The sequence below is a fragment of the Streptomyces capitiformicae genome (assembly GCF_002214185.1).
GTDB classification, from domain to species: domain Bacteria; phylum Actinomycetota; class Actinomycetes; order Streptomycetales; family Streptomycetaceae; genus Streptomyces; species Streptomyces capitiformicae.
Map to the genome: position 1 here is coordinate 1,928,497 of NZ_CP022161.1, position 15,591 is coordinate 1,944,087.

Sequence of the window (15,591 nt, forward strand, 5' to 3'; positions counted from 1 at the left end):
TAGTCAGAGGCTGTCGGGTTCGTCGGCCTCGTCCCGCTGTACGTAACGCAGGACGCCCCACATGCTGTGCTCGTCGGCGTGTGGGGCGTCCTCCTTGCACGCCTCGAGTTCCTTGGTCAGGGCGGCGGCGTCGATCCCGGCGCCGATGAGGACGAGTTGGGTGAGCCGGCCGTCGTCACCGGCCACTGCCGCCCAGGGCTCGGGATAGAACCGCAGGAACCGCCCGACGGCGTGCACGGCGTAGCGGTTGCGGGTGTCGTGGGGCCCGAAGTCGACGTACCCCTTGATGCGGTAGAGCCCTTCGGACCTGCTGTCGAGGAAGTCCATGAGCCGCCGCGGGTTGACCGGCAGGTCGGACACGAAGGAGACGCTGTCGTAGGCGGTGTGCAGGTGCCCGAGGTGGTCGTCGCCGTCCTGCTCCTCGTGCCGGTGGAGGTCGTCGAAGGAGAGCTGCCCGACACGCTCCTCGCTGGGCCGGCAGTCGAAGAGGAACTCGGGATCGATACGCCCGTAGGTGGCGGGCACGACGGCGGCGCGATCGCTGAGCGAGCGGACGAGCGCGAGGACGCGGTCGCCGTCCTCGGCCCGGTCGACCTTGTTGACGACGACGAGGTCAGCGAGGGCGAGGTGGCGGTCGATCTCGGGGTGCCGCCGCCTGGTGTCGAGGAACTCGGCGGCGTCGACGACCTCGACGAGCCCGCCGTACACCACCCGGGGGTTCTCGCTGGCGAGCACCATGCGCACCAGTTCCTGCGGCTCGGCGAGCCCGCTGGCCTCGATGACGATGACGTCGATCCCGACGGAGGGATGGGCGAGCCGCTCCAGATAGACATCCAGCTCACTGGCGTCGACGGCACAGCACAGGCATCCGTTGCCGAGCGAGACCGTTGAGTCCCCGAGCGCCCCGGCGACGGCCATCGCGTCGATCTCGATCGCCCCGAAGTCATTGACCACGGCACCGATACGGCTGCCGCCGCTGCGGTGGAGGAGATGGTTGAGCAGCGTGGTCTTGCCGGAACCGAGGAATCCGGCGAGGACGACGACAGGAATCTGCTGACTCGAAGCCGAGGTCGGGGCCGGACTCGACGACTGGCTGCTCAACACGCGCCCTCTCTCACACCGTTGCGGACCCTCGAATGCCGCCCCAGGATACGAGTGCCTGGATACGCCGCGGAGTGAACGATTGTTAGCGGCGCCCGCGGGGCACACGTTGGGCATGGCGCCGGATTACGCGGCCCGCACATCCCTCCGTGCGCCTCCTCTCCGCCTCCCAGCCGACCAGAGCCGCTCGGCGACACTGGGAGACGGCAAGCGCCGCCCACCGCTCGCCGGTCCCCACCTTGTCGACCCACACCCGACGACCGGCGGATGGACGCCTGATCGGGGGTTGACATGGCCAGAAGGAACTCGGGGCTTCGAGGACTGACCTCGGCTGCCGCAGCCTGTCTGGGCCTGGCCGCAGGGGTTTTTGCCACGAAAGCGGCACAGCACCATTCAGTGGAAGCGATGCGCACGCGTCTGGAACACCTGGAACAGCAAGCCGCGCGTACCCAACAGAGGGCGAATCTGGCCAGGCAGCAGCGCCAGCACTGGGAACTGTTGAGCAAGGCGATCGACGACCCCGAACTCGCGGAGGTACTGGACCTCTACGAGCGGCCCGTCACACCCGAGAGGCGCCGCCAGTACCTCTTCGCCAACGCTCTGTACACGAACCTGCTCTGCTACTACCGCATCGGCAACATGGGCAGGGACGAGTTCCTCAAACATGTGCGCGGCATGTTCCAGAACCCGATCGTCCGGGAGTACTGGTACGCGACCCAGCATCAGCGGGCGAGCCTGACCGGTACCGAAGAGGCGGAACTCGGCCAATTGGTCGACGACCTGCTGCTGCAACTCGACGAAGCGGACACGGATGAGTGGTGGGTGGTCGGGGAACCACCCAGCGGTCCTTGATCGTTGGGCGGCCCGGAACGGCATGACCGCACCGGGCCGGTGTCCTCACGACAGCACGATCAGGCGTCCGGGATATCCGCTTTCGCTCTGACCAGGGTCTCCCGAGTGATCACGACGATTCGTTCGTCATCCGCGCGCGCGGCGTCAGCGGGGAGTTGGGCATCCAGAGAATCGGTCGCATCTGTACCGATGACGGCGAAGTTCCCGTCAGCCAATTCGAAAATATCGGGACATGTCGCACCAGTAGCACTTCCTCGGTAGCGCGGAGCGACACCAAGACGGCGGACAATCTGACTCAATGTTGATTTCCCTCTGCTCACAAGGCGCACGCTGCCACTCGGTGCGCAGGCGCATCCTCGCAGAGGCCGACCCGGCGCGAGGGGTGCCTCGCAAGGTTGGCGAAGCACGCGGCATCCGCCCCGCTCACCACTCGTCGAGTGCGCCGTTCACCGCTTCGGCGCCACCCCTTGCAGTGGGTTGATAACGCGCGAGAACGCGTTCGCGGTGTGAGCCGCGTGTCTCAACCGCACCCGTGCGGGCCGCGTCGACCCCCGTTCGGCAGGGCCGAAAGTCGCTGGTGCGTAACTCAGGTTAGGCTCACCTCCGTGAGTATGTGCACATCCGCGTCACGGCGCCTCGACGAGCCCCTCGCGGGGACCGCCGCCACGGCGAGGACCTGGCTGCTGCTGGAGCAGCCGGGCCCGTGGGGCGCCAAGGCGCTCACGTCGAGCCACCTGGACCCCGTGCTGGGCCGCGCCCTCGAAGCCGCGGCGGAGGGCACCGGGGTACGCGTCGCGCTCATCCGGCGCCCCGGCCGCCACGCGGACTGCCGCGAGGTCCACGAGCGCCAGGTCTACGTGGCCCACACCGTGCCCGGGAACGCATGGCTGCACAGCGCCACGACGACCGACCCGGAACAGCTGCTCAATCTTGACTTCACCGCGCTCGGCAGAGGCGACCACCGCACCTTCGGAGCTGTTCTGCGGGGTCGGCCACACACCGGCGCCCCCCTCGCGCTCGTCTGCACCAACGGCAAGCGCGACCGCTGCTGCGCCCTCCTCGGCCGACCGCTCGCCGCCGAACTGGCCGCCTCCGGGGTGGAGGGCACCTGGGAGGTCACGCATCTGGGCGGTCACCGCTTCTCGCCCACCCTGCTCGTCCTGCCCTTCGGATACGTGTACGGCCGCGCCGAGGCCCATCACGTCAAGGAGGTCCTCCAGGGCGTACCGGAAGGGCGTGTCGTCACCGACGGGTGCCGTGGGAACTCCGCCTGGGAGCGGCCCGGGCAGGCGGCCGAACTGGCGGTGCGCACGATGACGGGCGAGGAGGCGGCTGACGCGCTCACCGTACTCGGCACTACAGGAGCCGCACCCCGCTGGGAGGTCACCGTCGCTCACGTCGACGGCCGTCGGTGGAGCGTCGCCGTGGCTCAGGGCGCCGCTCAGCCGCCCCGCCCCGAGAGCTGCGGCTCCCCGCTCGGCTCCCCGTCCCGGATGGATGTGACGGCCGTCCGAGAGCTGTCTCCGGCGGTATTCGCGGTCTGACCCGAGGTCGTTCCTCGCCAGGTCGTTCCTGGGCACGGCTTTCCTCGGCACGGTGTTACTCACCACCCCTCCCCCCACCACCCCTCGCCGTCACCGTGCAAACACTTTGCGCCTGAGATCCGCGCCACACCCCACTACGACCGCCTCTGCCCGTCCACGTACCGTCATGGGTATGAGCCCCACTCCCCCTGCACGCCGCCTGCGCCTCGGTATGCCGCGGCGGGTGTTCTCGCAGGTCCTGCTGATGCAGGTGGCGATCGCCGCCGGTGTCGCCGTCCTCGCGACCGGGCTGTTCCTCGCGCCGCTCAGCGATCAGCTGGACGACCAGGCGATGCGCCGCGCCCTCGCGATAGCGCAGACCACGGCGGCCCAGCCGCAGCTCGCCGAGGATCTCGTGTCGACGAAGCCGTCCGTGAACGGTCCCGTGCAGGTCGAGGCCGAACGGATCCGCGAGGCCAGCGGGGCCGAGTACGTCGTCGTGATGGACACCCGCGGGGTGCGCTGGTCGCACACCGACCCGACCGAGATCGGCGGTCTCGTCTCGACCGATCCGCGCCGCGCCCTGGCCGGTCAGGAGGTCATGGAGATCGACTCGGGCACCCTGGGACGCTCCGCGCGGGGCAAGGTGCCGCTGCGCGACGCCGACGGGAAGATCGTCGGCGCCGTCTCGGTCGGCATCGAGTACGACAGCGTGCGCGCCCGTCTGGTCCACGCGATCCCGGGGCTCCTCGCCTACGCGGGCGGGGCCATGGCCGTCGGGGCGCTGGCCGCGTATCTGATCTCCCGCCGGGTCCACCGCCAGACCCGTGACCTGGCCTTCTCCGATATCGCGAGCCTGCTCGCGGAGCGCGAGGCGATGCTGCACGGCATCCGGGAGGGCGTGGTCGCGCTGGACCGCGCGGGCCGCGTACGCCTCCTCAACGACGAGGCGCAGCGACTGCTCGGCATCGGCGACGAGGTCGTCGGCCGGTCGCTCGACGACGCGCTGGGCCCCGGCCGCACGACCGATGTGCTGGCCGGCCGGGTCACGGGCACCGATCTGCTGACGGTCCGCGGCCAGCGCGTCCTGGTCACCAACCGCATGCCGACCGACGACGGGGGCGCCGTCGCCACCCTGCGCGACCGCACGGAACTGGAGCAACTCGGGCGTGAACTGGACTCGACACGCGGCCTGATAGACGCCCTGCGCGCCCAGGACCACGAGCATGCCAACCGGATGCACACGCTGCTCGGCCTGCTCGAACTGGAGATGTACGACGAGGCCGTGGAGTTCGTCGGTGAGGTGGTCGGGGACCACAGGGCGACCGCCGAGCAGGTCACCGAGAAGATCCACGATCCGCTGCTCGCCGCTGTCCTGGTCGGTAAGGCGACCGTCGCAGCCGAGCGCGGAGTGGCCCTGTCGCTCTCGGGCGGGACCTTGTTGCCGGACCGGCTGATCGACCCACGTGGGCTGGTCACCATCGTCGGCAACCTCGTCGACAACGCGCTCGACGCCGTCGCGGGCACCCCCCACGCGCGCGTGGAGGTCGAACTGCGCGCCGAAGGGCGTACGGCGATCCTCCTCGTGCGCGACACCGGCCCCGGAGTCCCGCCCGACAAACGGGAGTTGATCTTCACGGAGGGCTGGTCGACCAAGACGCCGCCGGCCCACCGCGAGCGCGGCATCGGGCTCTCCCTGGTGCGCCGCCTCGCCGAACGGCAGGGCGGCAGTGCCCGCGTCGCGGACGCGGAGGGCGGCGGCGCGGAGTTCACCGTCGTACTGCCGGAGGCGCTGGCCGAGCCGGGGCTGGTGACGCAATCGCCCGCGTCGACGCTGACCTCCACGGCACCCGACGACGGACCGAGCCCGCACGACGAGCCGACGGCCGGCCCCGACGGGCGACCGGTCCCCGAGCACGAGCCCGAAACCGAGCCGGAAGCCGAGCCCGAAGCCGTCGGCACAGCCGTCGAGAAGGAGTCGCGATGATCGAGGTCCTGATCGTGGACGACGACGCCCGGGTCGCCCGGGTGAACGCCGCCTATGTGGAGAAGGTCACCGGCTTCCGTGTCGCGGGCGTGGCGCACAACGCGGCCGAGGCGCTGGAACAGTTGGAGAAGCTGAGCCATGTGGACCTGGTTCTCCTGGACCACTATCTCCCGGACGGGACCGGCCTCATGGTCGTCCAGGAGATGCGCCGGCGCGGCCACCAGACCGACGTGATCATGGTGACGGCGGCCCGCGACGTCTCGACCGTCCAGGCGGCGATGCGGCAGGGTGCGCTCCAGTACCTCGTCAAACCGTTCGCGTTCGCCGGGCTGCGGGCGAAGTTGGATGCGTACGCGGAGCTGCGCCGCACGCTGGACGGCGGCGGCGAGGCCGAACAGGCCGAGGTGGACCGCATCTTCGGCGCGCTCTCGGCAGGCGGCGAGCCGGATCTGCCCAAGGGTCACTCCCCCACGACCACCGAGGTCGTACGCCGCGCCCTGATGACCGCCGAGGGCGCGCTGTCGGCCCAGGAGATCGCCGATCGGACGGGGCTGAGCCGTCAGACCGCCCAGCGCTATCTGAAGCTCCTGGAACGCACCGGACGGGCAAGACTGACCCTCAAGTACGGGGACGCGGGCCGCCCGGAGCACCGCTACGAGTGGGCGACCCGCCCCTGACCCCGCCACCTGAGGAGCTTCCCCCTCCCGTCAAACCGCTCCGGCACCCGTCAGCGACCGCACCTCGGTCTCCGCGTGCTTCGCCTCGTCCGGCGACTCGGCCGAGGTGACCGTGCCGAGCCAGCCCGCGAGGAAGCCCAGGGGGATCGAGACGAGGCCAGGGTTCTGCAGCGGGAAGTACTGGAAGTCGACGCCGGGGAACAGCGAATCGGGGCTCCCGGACACCACCGGCGACAGCAGCACGAGCACCACGGCGGGAATCAGCCCGCCGTACACGGACCACACCGCGCCCCGTGTGGTGAAGCCCCGCCAGAACAGCGAGTACAGCAGTACGGGCAGATTGGCGGACGCGGCGACCGCGAAGGCCAGCCCCACGAGGAAGGCCACGTTCAGGTCCCGGGCGAGCAGGCCCAGCGCGATCGCGACCATGCCGATCCCGACCGCGGCCGCCCGCGCGACGGCCACCTCACTGCGCGGCCTGGAGCGCCGGCGCCGTAGGGAGGCGTACAGGTCGTGGGCGACGGACGCCGACGAGGCGAGGGTGATCCCGGCGACCACCGCGAGGATCGTGGCGAAGGCGATGGCGGCGACGATCGCGAACAGAACCGTTCCGCCGGTGGAGGCAGCGCCACCGCCCAGATCGAGGGCCAGCAGCGGAACCGCGGTGTTCCCGGCCGCGTTCGACCCTCGTACGACCTCGGGGCCGACGATCGCGGCGGCGCCGAAGCCCAGCACGATCGTCATCAGGTAGAAGCCGCCGATGAGTCCGATCGACCACACCACCGAGCGGCGCGCGGCCCGCGCGGTCGGCACCGTGTAGAACCGCGACAGGATGTGCGGCAGCCCGGCCGTGCCCAGCACCAGGGCGAGCCCGAGGCTGATGAAGTCGAAGCGCGCGATCCAGTCCCCGCCGTACTTCAGCCCGGGCGCGAGGAAGTCGTCCCCGTGCCCACTGCGCTCCGCGGCCGTGCGCAGCAACTGGTCGAAGTCCCCGTGGAACCGCACCAGTACGAGCACGGTCAGCGCGATCGCCCCGCCCATCAGCAGGACCGCCTTCACGATCTGAATCCAGGTGGTGGCCCGCATCCCTCCCAACGACACATAGACGACCATGAGCGCGCCGACCCCGATGACCGTCCAGGCCTGCGCCGCCTCGCCCTCACCTCCCAGCAGCAACGCGACGAGAGCGCCCGCTCCCACCATCTGCGCCACCAGATACAGAACGGACACGGCCACCGAGGAGGTTCCCGCCGCGATCCGCACCGGCCGCTCGCTCATCCGTGCCGCGACCACGTCGGCGAGCGTGAACCGGCCGCAGTTGCGCACCAGTTCGGCCACCAGGAACAGCACCACGAGCCAGGCCACCAGGAAGCCCACCGAATACAGCAGCCCGTCGTACCCGAAGAGCGCGATGAGCCCGGAGATGCCCAGGAAGGACGCGGCGGACATGTAGTCGCCCGCGATGGCAAAACCATTCTCCATCGGCGAGAACAGCCGCCCACCGGCGTAGAACTCCTCCGCCGAGCCGCGCCGATTCCGGCCGGCCCACGTCGTGATCCCCAACGTGACCGCCACAAACGCGCTGAACAGCAACAACGCCAGCGTCTGATGGTTGCCGCTCACCGCTCGCCCCCCACGGCCCCGCGCGTCAACTCCTGGGTGTCCCAGCGCAGATCGAGCGCCGCCCGGTCCCGTCGCAGCCTCGCGTGACGCGCGTACGCCCAGGTGAACAGGAACGTCGTGAGGAACTGCCCGAGCCCCGCCAGCATCGCCACGTTCACCGCGCCCACCACCGGCCGCGCCATCAGCCCCGGCGCGGTGGTGGCCGTCACCACGTACCCCACGTACCAGCTGAAGAAGACGGCGACGCCCGGAATCACGAACCTGCGATATCGACGACGCACCTCCTGAAAAGCCGCGCTGCGCTGCACCTCCACATAGACGTCGGCCGCGCCCCGCTCCTCTTCCCGAGCAGCAGGCCCGACCGGCGCCGCCCCGCCCCCGCCGTCCAACTCCCCCCACGCGGAGGCCAAGGCGTCGTACCAGGGATCGTCGAACCGTACGTCCACGGGGGCAGCATCGTGCTGCCCTACCGCGCTTTCAGAGCCATCCCCGCGTAGGCGGGAGCGGCCGGTGCTTGACTGCATGCCCAAGCATGGACAGACCGGGAAGATTCCCGACCCTTCCCTTCACAATTCTTCACCCCATCAGGTGAAGGACCGTTTAACTCTCTGAATCCGGCACGCAACCACAACGGCGGGCCGGCCGCCCACGCACGGAAGGGGGCGTGCCGACCCGAAACGAACCGTAGGCGCCCCGGCCCAGCCGACGCAGCGGCTACGCGTCGATGCGAGACCGGTCCAACGTCGCCGCAGAGCTCGAGATGAACTCCTTCCGCGGCGCCACATCGTTCCCCATCAGCAGGTCAAACACCTGCTCAGCGGCCTCGAGGTCCGACAGGTTGATCCGCCGCAGCGTCCGGTGCCGCGGATCCATGGTCGTCTCCGCCAGCTGATCCGCGTCCATCTCACCGAGACCCTTGTAGCGCTGGATGGAGTCCTTGTAGCGGACACCCTTGCTCTGGAATTCGAGCAGCTTGTCCCGCAGTTCCCGGTCCGAGTACGTGTACACGTACTTGTCCTGCCCACGCTTCGGCTGGACCAGCTCGATCCGGTGCAGCGGCGGCACCGCGGCGAAGACCCGCCCCGCCTCGACCATCGGCCGCATGTACCGCTGGAAGAGCGTCAGCAGCAGACAGCGGATGTGCGAGCCGTCCACATCGGCGTCGGTCATCATGATGATCTTGCCGTACCGAGCGGTGTCGATGTCGAACGTACGCCCGGACCCGGCCCCTATGACCTGGATGATCGCACCGCACTCGGCGTTCTTGAGCATGTCCGTCACGGACGACTTCTGGACGTTGAGGATCTTGCCCCGGATCGGCAGCAGCGCCTGGAACTCGGAGTTCCGTGCGAGCTTGGCCGTACCGAGCGCGGAGTCGCCCTCAACGATGAAGAGCTCGCTGCGCTCCACGTCGTCGCTGCGGCAGTCGGCGAGCTTGGCAGGCAGCGTCGACGACTCCAGTGCGGTCTTCCGTCGCTGCGCGTCCTTGTGCTGACGTGCGGCGATACGCGTACGGGCAGCCGCGACAGCCTTCTCCATGACGACCCGGGCCTGGGCCGCGGCGTCCCGCTTGGTGGAGGTCAGGAATGCCTTGAGCTCCTTGGAGATCACCTGCGCCACGATGCGGCGGGCCGCCGAGGTACCGAGGACCTCCTTGGTCTGGCCCTCGAACTGCGGCTCGGCGAGGCGCACGGTGACGACGGCGGTGAGCCCTTCCAGGGCGTCGTCCTTGACGATGTCGTCCTCGGCGACACGCAGCAGTTTCTTCGCCCGCAGCACCTCGTTCATGGTGCTGGCCACGGCCTGCTCGAAGCCGGCGACATGGGTGCCGCCCTTGGGGGTGGCGATGATGTTCACGAACGACTTCAGGGTCGTGTCGTAGCCGGTGCCCCAGCGCATGGCGACATCGACACCGAGCTCACGGGTGACCTGGGTGGGGGTCATCTGACCGTGCTCGTCCAGGACGGGGACCGTCTCCTTGAAGGTGCCCTCGCCGGTGAAGCGGAGGATGTCGCAGACGGCCTTGTCCGTGGCCAGGTACTCGCAGAACTCACTGATGCCGCCGTCGAAGCGGAAGGACTCCTCGCCCTTGCTTCCGCCCTCGCCGAGCCCGAACTCGTCCCGGACGACGATCGTCAGGCCGGGCACCAGGAACGCCGTCTGCCGGGCCCGCTGATGCAGGTGCTCCAGCGAGAGCTTGGCGTCCTTGAGGAAGATCTGGCGGTCGGCCCAGTAACGCACCCGCGTGCCGGTGCGTGTCTTGGGGATCCTCTTGGCCTTGCGCAGACCACCCGTCGCCTCGAACTTGGCGTCCGGGCCGTTCGCCGCGAAGGTGCCGGGCACCCCGCGCCGGAAGCTGATGGCGTGCGTATGGCCGCTGCGGTCGACCTCGACGTCGAGGCGTGCCGAGAGCGCGTTCACCACGGAGGCGCCCACGCCGTGCAGACCGCCGGAGGCCGCGTACGAGCCGCCGCCGAACTTGCCGCCGGCGTGCAGCTTGGTCATCACGACCTCGACGCCGGAGAGGCCGGTCTTGGGCTCCACGTCGACGGGGATGCCCCGGCCGTTGTCCCTTACCTCCACGGAGGCGTCGTCGTGGAGGATCACCTCGATGTGGTCGCAGTAGCCTCCGAGGGCCTCGTCCACGGAGTTGTCGATGATCTCCCAGAGGCAGTGCATCAGGCCTCGACTGTCGGTCGAGCCGATGTACATTCCGGGGCGCTTCCGCACGGCCTCGAGCCCCTCGAGGACGAGCAGGTGCCGCGCGGTGTAGTTGGAACCGTCCCGGTCTGCTCCGGTCAGCAGCGCTGTGGACGGCACGGACGTTTCGGCGGTCACGCGGTTCGCTCCTCGCTGAATTTCAGGTAAGGCCCATTTGGGTAAGGGGCCGGGCTCTGTTGCCGGTCCGAGGGTACCGAGGCCTGGTAGAGCCGTTGTAACGCAACCCTCGTCCGAAACTCAGAGTAGTCCAGGCTCGCATGCGTGTTCGATCCCTCGATGGGGTGAAGTACATATCACGTTCCCTTCGAGGCATGAACCATTTAGGCTCCGGGCACGTCCTCATGAACAACCGGCAACTCAGCCGGGAGGACCGTACAACCGCAAGACAACCACCAGAACCCCCGACAGACAGCGCGAACCCGTACGACACGAAGACACGCACTACGGCCCATTCGCCGCCAACCGGCAGCAGACAGCCGGCCCGGAAAGATTTTTTCGAGTTAAAGCCGCGAGCGGGAACGTTTTCGGCCTGGTTGGATGTTGACCCTGGTACGACAGCTCGTCGAGCTAGAGAAGAGGCGACGTGACTACTGTTCTGACCCCCGCGACCCCGCTGACGGCCGCTGACCGATGCGACCGCTGCGGCGCCCAGGCCTATCTGCGCGTCGTCCTGCTGAGCGGTGGAGAGCTGCTGTTCTGCGCCCACCACGGCCGCAAGTTCGAGCCGGAGCTCAAGAAGATCGCCGCGGAGATACAGGACGAGACGGAGCGGCTCACGGCCGTTCCCGTGACCGCAGAAGAGGACGAGCGCTGACGCTTCGCACCTACGACGAGCCGACACCGGCTCCAGGCCGGTGACCGGGCGGCCACTCCCGTACACACGGGGTGGCCGCCCGCTCTCGTCCTGCATACGGCGCGAGGCTGCAGTACGGCCTTCAGCGCCGTCTCAGCGACCCACGATCAACCCCCCGCCGTCAGCGCCCGGGTGATGTACGAGCCCCTCGTGTAGACACCGGGGCTCCCGGCCAGTCCACAGCCGATACCCCAGGACACGACCCCGATCAGCTTCCCCTGGGCGACCAGCGGCCCACCGCTGTCCCCCTGGCAGGCGTCCCGACCACCGTGCAGCTCTCCCGCACACAGCATGGAGTCGGCCGTGTACGTGCCTTCCGCGCCGCCGGGATAGGCCTTCCCGCAGAGGGCGTCGGACAGCACGTGTACGGGCGTGGCCCGCAGGCTTTTCGCATAGTCCCCGGCCCCCGTGGTGTCGCCCCAGCCGTAGACCGCGGCCCCCGTACCGGGCTCGTACGCCGGATCGCCGGCCCCGGCCATCGGGATGACGAAGCTCTGGGGCAGCGGCTCGGCGAGGGTGAGCAGAGCGAAGTCCCCGGCGTTCGTGTAGGCGTTGTACTCGGGGTTGACCCAGGTTCCGCGCACCGGGATCTCACTGCCCTGGTTCGACTGCAGTTCGGCGCGGCCGACGATGACCTTCAGGTCGGGAATCCGTTCCGGAGGCGCCCCCAGGACGTCCTCGGTGAGGCAGTGCGCGGCCGTCAGCACCGTCGAGGGACCCACCACCGCGCCCCCGCAGAACTGCCCGGCGCGCGTACCCCCGAACCGGTCACGGCTGGACAGCGCCACCGTCCAGGGCGCCTGGGAGATCTCCACGGGATGACCGCCGATGACGACGTCCGCCGTCGCGGTCGGGGGTGACGCCAGCGGTATGGCGGCCGTGGTGGCCGCGAGGGCCAGCAGTCGGGCGAACGATCGGCGCATGCGCGCTCCTCACTCCTAGATGTGGATGGCACACCCAGAGTGATTCACGAAACGGGCGCCCGCATGCCGCACACACGCCGAAGGCCCGGCTCCTTCGAGGGAACCGGGCCTTCCAGGTCGACCCGCGGGCCGGGCCTGGGCGACTAGTCGAGGTAGTCGCGCAGGACCTGCGAGCGGGACGGGTGGCGCAGCTTCGACATCGTCTTTGACTCGATCTGACGAATGCGCTCACGCGTGACGCCGTACACCTTGCCGATCTCGTCGAGGGTCTTCGGCTGACCGTCGGTGAGACCGAAACGCATGGAGACGACGCCCGCCTCGCGCTCGGAGAGCGTGTCGAGGACAGAGTGCAGCTGCTCCTGCAGAAGCGTGAAGCTGACCGCGTCGGCCGGGACGACGGCCTCGGAGTCCTCGATGAGGTCACCGAACTCGCTGTCGCCGTCCTCGCCCAGCGGGGTGTGCAGGGAGATGGGCTCGCGGCCGTACTTCTGGACCTCGATGACCTTCTCCGGGGTCATGTCGAGCTCCTTGGCCAGCTCCTCCGGGGTGGGCTCGCGGCCCAGGTCCTGGAGCATCTGACGCTGGACGCGCGCGAGCTTGTTGATGACCTCGACCATGTGCACCGGGATACGGATGGTGCGGGCCTGGTCGGCCATCGCGCGGGTGATCGCCTGACGGATCCACCAGGTGGCGTACGTGGAGAACTTGTAGCCCTTGGTGTAGTCGAACTTCTCGACCGCGCGGATCAGACCGAGGTTGCCCTCCTGGATCAGGTCCAGGAAGAGCATGCCGCGGCCGGTGTAGCGCTTGGCCAGGGAGACCACCAGACGGAGGTTGGCCTCCAGGAGGTGGTTCTTGGCGCGGCGGCCGTCCTCGGCGATGATCTCCAGCTCACGCTTGAGCTTCGGCGCCAGCTTGTCCGCGTTGGACAGCTTGTCCTCGGCGAAGAGACCCGCCTCGATGCGCTTGGCGAGCTCGACCTCCTGCTCGGCGTTGAGCAGCGGGACCTTGCCGATCTGCTTGAGGTAGTCCTTGACGGGGTCGGCGGTGGCACCGGCGGCGGCGACCTGCTGGGCGGGCGCGTCGTCCTCGTCCTCGTCGGAGAGCACGAAACCGGCGCTCTCGGTGCCCTCGGGCTCCTCGCCGGGCTTGCCGCCGGGGGTCTCCTCCAGGACCTCCTCGTCGATCAGCTCGACGTCGTCCTTCTTGGCGGTGGTTTTCTTGGCCGCCGTCTTCTTGGCGGCGACGGTCTTCTTGGCGGCGACCGCCTTCTTGGCGGGCGCCTTCTTGGCTGCGACCTTCTTGGCGGGCGCGGCGTCCTCGGCGGAGGCGTCGGCCGTGGGCACCGCGGGGGCGGCGGTGGCGGTGGCCTTCTTGGTGGTCACCGTCTTCGCCGCGACCGTCTTGGTGGCGGTGCGCTTGGCCGGACTCTTCGCTGCGACGCTCTTTCGGGTGCGCTTGGGCTCCGCGGCACTGACCATCAGCGTCACACCCTCTTCCTCGAGGATCTGGTTGAGGCTGCGCAGTACGTTCTTCCACTGAGTGGCCGGGATCTGGTCAGCTTCGAAGGCCCGACGCACATCGTCGCCGGCGATCTGCCCCTCAGCCTTTCCCCGCTCAATGAGCGCCATGACAGAGACGGACTCGGCGATCTCCGGCGGGAGCGTACGGGATGTGCTGGCCGACACGAACAACCTCTCGGAACGTTGGAAAACGGCTTCCGGCCCCGTCCACTGTGGACAGGAGCCGACCACCGGCTTGGGGATGGGCCGACGGTGCGGGCGGGGGCCGGGAAGATGCACAGCGCCGTGAACGGCGTCCGTATTCCCTCCGCGGCTGTCACCTCTTAGGTCATCGCGCTGCTCCCACTAGCGTTACGCCCAATCTGCGTGGCCCGAGTCACACCCCGTAAGCACTCAAAAGCGGTCAGATAAGGCCAGAGGTAGTCGATCAAGGCCACGATCGGTACTTGTTCGACGGGTACCCGAGCGATTCCCGAACGAACTCCCCAATGCGACTCCCCGGTCTCGACGAGGTCTGCCGACCCTCGGGCTCACCGCCCCGTCGGGGATCGCCGACCCCATCGAGCTCACCGCCCCCGGCGAGATTCGCCGCGGGCCGGTCGGCCCACCGATCCGCGCCGCTCCACCGATCCGCGCCGTCCCACCGATCCGCGCCGTCCCGTCACGCCGCCGGACCCCGCCGAATCCCGGAAGGATCCGATGGGGTCCGGCGGCACACGGTTCGCCGGTCGAGCGATGCCACCGCAGGCCACCGCAGGACTGACGCTCCAGCCGTGCCGCCCTTGTCGCGCTGTCGGTGCCTCAGTGCTCGCGCGGCGCGGGCACCACTCGCTCCACCTCGGGGTGGACGGTGAGCAGTTGACGCATGGCTGCCTCGGCCGCCCCTCCGTCGCCCGCGGCGAGGGCGTCGACGATCCGGGCGTGGTGCGCCAGGGTCGACTCAACCGGCCGGTCACAGCCGGTGGCCGGACCGCCGGAGACCTGCAGGGCCGCCGAGACGATCCCGGAGAGGTGCTCCAGCATGCGATTGCCGGCGACCTGGATGAGCAGCGAGTGGAACTCGGCGTCCGCCCGCGCGAAGGTCAGCGAGTCGCCCTGGGCCATGGCGCGCCCCATGAGCTCGACCATGTCGGTGAGACGCTGCTGGATGTCGTCGCGGCCGTGTCCTGCGGCGAGGCGGGCGGCGAGCGGCTCGATCGTCCAGCGCAGTTCGCTGAGCTCGCGCCGCTGGTCGTCGCGCTGCGGCCCGAAGGCCCGCCACTCGATGATGTCCGGGTCGAGCAGATTCCAGTCGCTGACCGGTCGTACGCGGGTCCCGACGTTCGGCCGGGCGCTGACCAGTCCCTTCGCCTCCAGGACACGCAGGGATTCACGGACGACGGTGCGGGAGACCTCGAAACGCTGGCCGATCTCCTCCGGGACGAGGGGGCGATCCGCGCCAAGATCGCCGGAGACGATCATCTGGCCCAGCTGCTGGACGAGTTGGCCGTGCAGTCCGCGGCCGCGGCTCCCGGCGGCGCGTCGGCCCACGCGCCCCAGCTCGGGGTCCGCGGTGTCCCAGGCGGGGACGCCGACGCGGTCCATGCCCGGGGGTTCGGCGTACGGGTAGCGGTCGAGTTCGCCCGGTCCTGCGAGGCCGGAGTCGGCGGAGCGGGCGGCGGTCATCATGGTGTGCGCAAGGGTACTCACGCATCCTTTGTCGGCTGCGTTCTCAACTCCCTTGAGGTCTTTGGTGAAAAGCACACGAAAGGGTGATCGCTCACCCCGTCGCAATTGACGCCTTATCGGAAAGAAATGCGCGCTCAACG

Annotated in this window: 13 protein-coding genes; 5 read left to right on the top strand and 8 right to left on the bottom strand. The window is 69.3% G+C overall.

Going from position 1 to position 15,591, the window contains the following annotated elements; translation table 11 throughout:
- Positions 1–3 precede the first annotated feature (3 nt).
- Entirely contained in the window at positions 4–1,104 is a 1,101-nt protein-coding gene (locus CES90_RS08555) for a CobW family GTP-binding protein (RefSeq protein ID WP_189780638.1), read from the bottom strand.
- 288 nt (positions 1,105–1,392) lie between these two features.
- Between CES90_RS08555 and CES90_RS08560 the strand changes: the two genes are divergently transcribed.
- Positions 1,393–1,953: a DUF6082 family protein gene (locus tag CES90_RS08560; RefSeq protein ID WP_189780639.1), complete on the top strand. Its 561-nt coding sequence runs from the start codon at positions 1,393–1,395 to the stop codon at positions 1,951–1,953.
- 59 nt (positions 1,954–2,012) lie between these two features.
- On the opposite strand, the gene CES90_RS49405 is transcribed toward CES90_RS08560, so the two are convergent.
- Positions 2,013–2,252 carry a hypothetical protein gene (locus tag CES90_RS49405; RefSeq protein WP_229913556.1) on the bottom strand — a complete coding sequence of 80 codons (240 nt, stop codon included), beginning with the start codon at positions 2,250–2,252 and terminating at the stop codon, positions 2,013–2,015.
- Positions 2,253–2,558: 306 nt separating this feature from the next.
- On the opposite strand from CES90_RS49405, the gene CES90_RS08565 reads away from it, so the two are divergent.
- The 3 genes from CES90_RS08565 (at position 2,559) to CES90_RS08575 (ending at position 6,140) form a co-directional block, all read left to right on the top strand.
- The gene (locus tag CES90_RS08565) at positions 2,559–3,497 is read left to right on the top strand and encodes a sucrase ferredoxin (RefSeq protein ID WP_189780640.1); all 939 of its coding nucleotides are present in this window, start codon (positions 2,559–2,561) and stop codon (positions 3,495–3,497) included.
- Between the two features lie 172 nt (positions 3,498–3,669).
- Positions 3,670–5,463, top strand: coding sequence for an ATP-binding protein (locus CES90_RS08570; RefSeq protein ID WP_229913557.1), 1,794 nt, complete (start codon positions 3,670–3,672; stop codon positions 5,461–5,463).
- Complete coding sequence (locus CES90_RS08575) at positions 5,460–6,140, top strand: response regulator (RefSeq protein WP_189780641.1); 681 nt, start codon at positions 5,460–5,462, stop codon at positions 6,138–6,140. The genes CES90_RS08570 and CES90_RS08575 overlap by 4 nt, the downstream gene beginning before the upstream one ends.
- A gap of 30 nt (positions 6,141–6,170) precedes the next feature.
- On the opposite strand, the gene CES90_RS08580 is transcribed toward CES90_RS08575, so the two are convergent.
- The 3 genes from CES90_RS08580 to CES90_RS08590 all read right to left on the bottom strand — a co-directional run bounded on the left by CES90_RS08580 (position 6,171) and on the right by CES90_RS08590 (position 10,601).
- Entirely contained in the window at positions 6,171–7,763 is a 1,593-nt protein-coding gene (locus CES90_RS08580; RefSeq protein ID WP_189780642.1) for a solute symporter family protein, read from the bottom strand.
- Positions 7,760–8,287, bottom strand: a complete 528-nt coding sequence (locus tag CES90_RS08585) for a DUF485 domain-containing protein (RefSeq protein WP_189780643.1) — start codon at positions 8,285–8,287, stop codon at positions 7,760–7,762. Before CES90_RS08585 ends, CES90_RS08580 begins: the two co-directional genes overlap by 4 nt.
- A gap of 190 nt (positions 8,288–8,477) precedes the next feature.
- Positions 8,478–10,601 carry a DNA gyrase/topoisomerase IV subunit B gene (locus CES90_RS08590; RefSeq protein WP_189780644.1) on the bottom strand — a complete coding sequence of 708 codons (2,124 nt, stop codon included), beginning with the start codon at positions 10,599–10,601 and terminating at the stop codon, positions 8,478–8,480.
- A 466-nt stretch (positions 10,602–11,067) separates the two neighbouring features.
- Between CES90_RS08590 and CES90_RS08595 the strand changes: the two genes are divergently transcribed.
- Positions 11,068–11,298 carry a DUF7455 domain-containing protein gene (locus tag CES90_RS08595; RefSeq protein ID WP_189780645.1) on the top strand — a complete coding sequence of 77 codons (231 nt, stop codon included), beginning with the start codon at positions 11,068–11,070 and terminating at the stop codon, positions 11,296–11,298.
- 146 nt (positions 11,299–11,444) lie between these two features.
- Here CES90_RS08595 and CES90_RS08600 read toward each other — a convergent pair whose 3' ends face one another.
- The 3 genes from CES90_RS08600 to CES90_RS08610 all read right to left on the bottom strand — a co-directional run bounded on the left by CES90_RS08600 (position 11,445) and on the right by CES90_RS08610 (position 15,472).
- Positions 11,445–12,260 (bottom strand): S1 family serine peptidase, encoded by an 816-nt coding sequence (locus CES90_RS08600; RefSeq protein WP_189780646.1) that lies wholly within the window; start codon positions 12,258–12,260, stop codon positions 11,445–11,447.
- Between the two features lie 143 nt (positions 12,261–12,403).
- A complete protein-coding gene (locus CES90_RS49410) occupies positions 12,404–13,948 on the bottom strand; it encodes an RNA polymerase sigma factor (protein ID WP_268257002.1) in 1,545 nt (514 codons plus the stop codon).
- A gap of 636 nt (positions 13,949–14,584) precedes the next feature.
- A complete protein-coding gene (locus tag CES90_RS08610; RefSeq protein ID WP_189780647.1) occupies positions 14,585–15,472 on the bottom strand; it encodes a FadR/GntR family transcriptional regulator in 888 nt (295 codons plus the stop codon).
- Positions 15,473–15,591: the final 119 nt, after the last annotated feature.

What these genes read in the sequence shown, in the direction of transcription:
- CES90_RS08560 (WP_189780639.1), top strand. Translation starts at nt 1,393, where the DNA reads ATGGCCAGAAGGAACTCGGGGCTTCGAGGACTGACCTCGGCTGCCGCA.
- CES90_RS08585 (WP_189780643.1), bottom strand. Translation starts at nt 8,287, where the DNA reads ATGCAGTCAAGCACCGGCCGCTCCCGCCTACGCGGGGATGGCTCTGAA.
- CES90_RS08570 (WP_229913557.1), top strand. Translation starts at nt 3,670, where the DNA reads ATGAGCCCCACTCCCCCTGCACGCCGCCTGCGCCTCGGTATGCCGCGG.
- CES90_RS08600 (WP_189780646.1), bottom strand. Translation starts at nt 12,260, where the DNA reads ATGCGCCGATCGTTCGCCCGACTGCTGGCCCTCGCGGCCACCACGGCC.
- CES90_RS08575 (WP_189780641.1), top strand. Translation starts at nt 5,460, where the DNA reads ATGATCGAGGTCCTGATCGTGGACGACGACGCCCGGGTCGCCCGGGTG.